Raw genomic sequence first — 218 nt, 5'->3', positions numbered from 1 at the left:
CGCAGGTCGGCACCGCGCAGGACGGCATCGCGCAGGTCGGCACCGCGCAGGACGGCATCGCGCAGGTCGGCACCGCGCAGGTCGGCATCGCGCAGGTCGGCATCGCTCAGGTCGGCACCGCGCAGGACGGCATCGCGCAGGTCGGCACCGCGCAGGACGGCATCGCGCAGGTCGGCACCGCGCAGGACGGCATCGCGCAGGTCGGCACCGCGCAGGTC

The 218-nt window shown here is 76.1% G+C and carries 1 protein-coding gene; it reads right to left on the bottom strand.

All coding sequences use genetic code 11. The features are described 5' to 3' along the window. On the bottom strand, positions 1-218 hold a 218-nt coding region (locus tag ACVOL0_RS20430), incomplete at both ends, for a pentapeptide repeat-containing protein (protein ID WP_481550636.1).

The sequence above is a fragment of the Stenotrophomonas sp. STEN021 genome (assembly GCF_056760175.1).
Note: the sequence above shows the minus strand (reverse complement) of the source record. Positions and strands in the feature narration are given on the sequence as shown.